Annotated in this window: 6 protein-coding genes; 5 read left to right on the top strand and 1 reads right to left on the bottom strand. The window is 62.8% G+C overall.

All coding sequences use genetic code 11. From position 1 onward, the window contains the following. On the top strand, nt 1-579 hold a 579-nt coding region (locus tag EN906_RS16560; RefSeq protein ID WP_127375260.1), incomplete at its 5' end, for an ATP-binding cassette domain-containing protein. 20 nt (nt 580-599) lie between these two features. Here the strand turns inward: EN906_RS16560 and EN906_RS16555 are convergent. After that, nucleotides 600-1,031 (bottom strand): TerB family tellurite resistance protein, encoded by a 432-nt coding sequence (locus EN906_RS16555; RefSeq protein ID WP_127268808.1) that lies wholly within the window; start codon nt 1,029-1,031, stop codon nt 600-602. Nucleotides 1,032-1,179: 148 nt separating this feature from the next. On the opposite strand from EN906_RS16555, the gene EN906_RS16550 reads away from it, so the two are divergent. From EN906_RS16550 to EN906_RS16535, 4 genes are all read left to right on the top strand, one after another. After that, nucleotides 1,180-1,965 (top strand): TSUP family transporter, encoded by a 786-nt coding sequence (locus tag EN906_RS16550; protein WP_127268807.1) that lies wholly within the window; start codon nt 1,180-1,182, stop codon nt 1,963-1,965. A 52-nt stretch (nt 1,966-2,017) separates the two neighbouring features. After that, nucleotides 2,018-2,188, top strand: coding sequence for a hypothetical protein (locus EN906_RS16545; protein ID WP_127268806.1), 171 nt, complete (start codon nt 2,018-2,020; stop codon nt 2,186-2,188). 102 nt (nt 2,189-2,290) lie between these two features. Beyond that, entirely contained in the window at nt 2,291-3,121 is an 831-nt protein-coding gene (locus EN906_RS16540) for an AraC family transcriptional regulator (protein ID WP_127268805.1), read from the top strand. A gap of 72 nt (nt 3,122-3,193) precedes the next feature. Then, complete coding sequence (locus EN906_RS16535) at nt 3,194-3,613, top strand: VOC family protein (protein WP_127268804.1); 420 nt, start codon at nt 3,194-3,196, stop codon at nt 3,611-3,613. The last annotated feature ends 90 nt before the right edge of the window (nt 3,614-3,703 follow it).

Here is a 3,703-nt window from a genome sequence, read left to right as displayed (position 1 = left end):
AGCGAAGCCGAGCTGAAGCCGGCTCGCCGTGACATGCAGGTCGTTTTCCAGGATCCCTACGGATCCTTCGACCCGCGTCAGAAGGTCGAAAAACTAGTCGCCGAACCCCTGCATGTGCTGGAGAAGCAGCCGACACGCACCGAGCGCCGCGAAATGGTGGCGCATGCGCTGCACGAAGTCGGCCTCGGCATCAGCGACATGGACAAATACCCGCATGAATTTTCCGGCGGCCAGCGCCAGCGCCTGTCGATCGCCCGCGCCATCATCACCCGCCCCAAGCTGGTCGTCGCCGACGAACCGGTTTCGGCGCTCGACGTCTCGATCCGCGCCCAAATCCTCGATTTGTTCGCCGAGCTCAACCAGAAGCTCGGCATCGCCTATCTCTTCATCACCCATGATTTGACCGTCGCCCGCGCCATCACGGACGAGGTGCTGGTCATGCATGACGGCAAGATCGTCGAGCGCGGCAAGACGAACGCGGTGCTCGACCACCCGCAGTCCGAGGCTGCCAAGGCGCTTGTCACCGCCGCTCCTGACTTGCACCGGGCAATCGCGAAGCGGCTGCGAGAGCAAGGCTGATCAGGAGAGAAGGCGTCCAATCACTCCTGCGGCTTCACCACATCGACCGGGCTGATGTCGAGCAGGTCGAGCGTGCGGCGCAGAAGGCGCATCTCGCTCTCGGCAAGTTGCGAATCCGCCTTGGCGATCTCCGCCATATGTTTGGCCAATTGCCGGCGCCGCTCGACATCGAGGTCGCGGAACAGTGCAATCGCCTGCGAGCCGTTGGTCTCGTAGCCGAACTCGTTGAGATATTCGATGACGCTGTCGATACTGCTTTCCGCAATGCCGAAGGCGTCCTTGCAGATGCGCCGGAAGACAACCATCTCGCTCTCGCTGACAGACCCGTCGGCCAGGATCATGCGAAACAACATCAGCAGTTCCGCCGACAGGACCGGATCGTCCGCCACCTTGCGCACACCCGGGTCGCCGTCGAATATCTGACGTATCTGGTCCAGCAATGCGAATGCCATCAGGAGCCTCTTTCCGGGTTAACCACACAAATACAAATCCAAGCGCGATGCGCTTGGATAGAGGTAGCGCGGAATCGACCTTGCGCAAACAGGGCGGCCGTGGTCGAACGCCCGATATTTCAGCCGGCCGGACACCGCCATACATCAGATGATCGACCTTAGCATCCAGACCGTCGCCATGCTCGCCTTCGCCGCCTTTGCCGCGGGCTTTGTCGATTCGATCGCCGGCGGCGGCGGGCTGATCACCGTGCCGGCGCTGCTGCTTGCCGGCTTCACGCCGGTCCAGGCGCTCGCCACCAACAAACTGCAAGGCATGTTCGGCTCGGGCTCGGCGACCATCCACTACGCATCGAAGGGTCATGTGGACCTCCGCCGGCAATTGCCGTCGGCGCTTCTGGCCCTTGTCGGAAGCGCCATCGGCGCCTTGCTGGCGACGATCGTGCCGGGTGACATTCTGCGGGCTGCCCTGCCCATCGTGCTGATCGCCATCGCGCTCTACTTCGCGTTTAAGCCCAACATGAACGACATCGATCGCGCCGAGCGGCTGTCGCCCTTCCTATTCGGACTGATCCTTGTGCCCGCGATCGGCTTCTACGATGGCCTGTTTGGACCGGGCGCAGGCTCCTTCTACATGCTGGCCTTCGTGGCGCTTGCCGGCTATGGCGTGCTCAAGGCGACGGCGCATACCAAGCTGCTCAACTTCGCCTCCAACATCGGCGGCTTCATCGTCTTCGCGGCCTTCGGCGTCGTCTACTGGAAGATTGGCCTGATGATGGGCGTTGCCCAGTTCATCGGCGCCCGCGTCGGCGCCAGCCTGGCCATGCGCATCGGCGCGAAACTGATCAAGCCGCTGCTGGTGATCGTGTGCCTGGCGCTTGCTGTGAAGCTGCTGGCCGACCCGGCGAACCCGCTGCGCGCCCTGATTGGTGTGTGATCACGCGCCCTGATAGAATGCCGCTGTTCGAATCATGTAGGAGGAGCCACACATGAATCTTAGCGCACCTACGCAGATCGTTTTTATCATTTCCGTTGTTATCGCCATCATCGGCGCACTCGCCGCGCTTGGCGTTCTTGCGTTCATTCCACTCGCATCGGTGTGGATTGTTCTTATTGCTTTCATCGTGCTTGCCGGCGGCTGCTTGATGCGCGGCGCCTGACCATTTCCCTTGAAGTGGGGACGAGGAGCGCCCGGCCAAAAGCCGGGCGCTTTTGATTCCGGCCCCGGGTCTGCTAGATTTGACTTGGCGCAAGGATGGCCGATGCCAGTCGAGATGCAACCCCAGCAAGAGCAGGACCGGTCCGTCGCCGGGCGGTTCGAGATGCGCCGGCGCCTGCCGGATCCTCGACTTCAGGGCATTGTGTCGGACATTTGCGGCTATCGCGAAATGACGCCCGGCCATATGCGCAACGTCGAATACGCGTCCCTCACCGTACCGCTGGTCATCAGCTTCGCCGAACCCTTCGCCATCGGCCTCGGCAAGGCGCCCGGCGACAATGACCGCTTCGCCAGTTTCGCCGCCGGCCTCTTTGCCGGACCGGTGCTGATCGAATCATTCGGCGGCGCCTGCTGCGTCCAGGTCAACTTCACGCCGCTTGGCGCACGCCGTTTCTTCCGCCTGCCGATGAGCGAACTGGCCGACAGCATGGTCGTCCTCGACGACGTGCTTGGCGCGCAAGGCTTGGCGCTGCGTGAAAAGCTTGGCAACGCGCCGGACTGGACGGCGCGTTTCGACATGGCCGAAGCCTTCGTCACCGCCCGTCTCGAGAATGCCGCCGAGACGCCGCTTGAAATCGCCTGGGCCTATGACCGCATCATCGCATCCGGCGGCCGGACCCGCATTGGATCAATCGCCGAAAGGCTGGGCTGGAGCCGCAAGCATCTCGCCGGCAGTTTTTCCAACGCCATCGGCATCGGCCCCAAGACGCTGTCGCGCATTGTCCGCTTCAACCGCGCGCTCGGCCTGTCGAGACAACAGACCGTCGACTGGGCCGGCATCGCCGCCGATTGCGGCTATGCCGACCAGGCGCATCTGGTGCGCGAGTTTCGCGACCTCGCCGGCGAAACGCCGACCGCGCTCTCTGTCAGGTAACATTTCTTCAAGACGCCGGAACGGTCTTTGAGCAGGGTGGGTTATCGACCAACCCAAATGAAGGAGGTTCCCATGCCAACCACCACTGAAGCGCCCCGCCTCTACCCCGCTTTGCGCTACAAGAACGCGGCAAGAATGATCGATTGGCTGGGCGAGGCTTTCGGCTTCAGCGTCCGTGCCCGCTATGGCGAAGGCGATGTCGTGCACCATGCCGAACTGGTCTTCGGCTCCTCGATGATCATGCTGGGCACGGTGCGCGACGACGACTACGGCAAGATGGTCGGCGAACCCGGCTCAGGCGGCGGCAAGTCGATCTACATTGCCGTCTACGATGCCGATGCCGCCTATGCCAAGGCCAGGAACGCCGGCGCCACGATCATCCAGGAATTAACCAACCGCGACTATGGCAGCCGCGAGTTCATCTGCCGCGACCCGGAAGGCAACGTCTGGTCCTTCGGCACCTACTGGCCGAAGGCGGGCGAAAAGGCCTGAGCCAACCTCGGGCGCTCTGCGAATTACCGAGCCAGCGCAAAGATCGCGTCGCAGTCGAGATGGGTCTCCAGCTCGGCTGCGACCTCGTCC

This window comes from Mesorhizobium sp. M7A.F.Ca.CA.004.06.1.1 (assembly GCF_003999135.1).
Lineage (GTDB): Bacteria > Pseudomonadota > Alphaproteobacteria > Rhizobiales > Rhizobiaceae > Mesorhizobium.
Note: the sequence above shows the minus strand (reverse complement) of the source record. Positions and strands in the feature narration are given on the sequence as shown.

Excerpts from the sequence above, each read along its gene's own strand:
- EN906_RS16555 (WP_127268808.1), bottom strand. The coding sequence starts at position 1,031 with ATGGCATTCGCATTGCTGGACCAGATACGTCAGATATTCGACGGCGAC.
- EN906_RS16550 (WP_127268807.1), top strand. The coding sequence starts at position 1,180 with ATGATCGACCTTAGCATCCAGACCGTCGCCATGCTCGCCTTCGCCGCC.
- EN906_RS16545 (WP_127268806.1), top strand. The coding sequence starts at position 2,018 with ATGAATCTTAGCGCACCTACGCAGATCGTTTTTATCATTTCCGTTGTT.
- EN906_RS16540 (WP_127268805.1), top strand. The coding sequence starts at position 2,291 with ATGCCAGTCGAGATGCAACCCCAGCAAGAGCAGGACCGGTCCGTCGCC.
- EN906_RS16535 (WP_127268804.1), top strand. The coding sequence starts at position 3,194 with ATGCCAACCACCACTGAAGCGCCCCGCCTCTACCCCGCTTTGCGCTAC.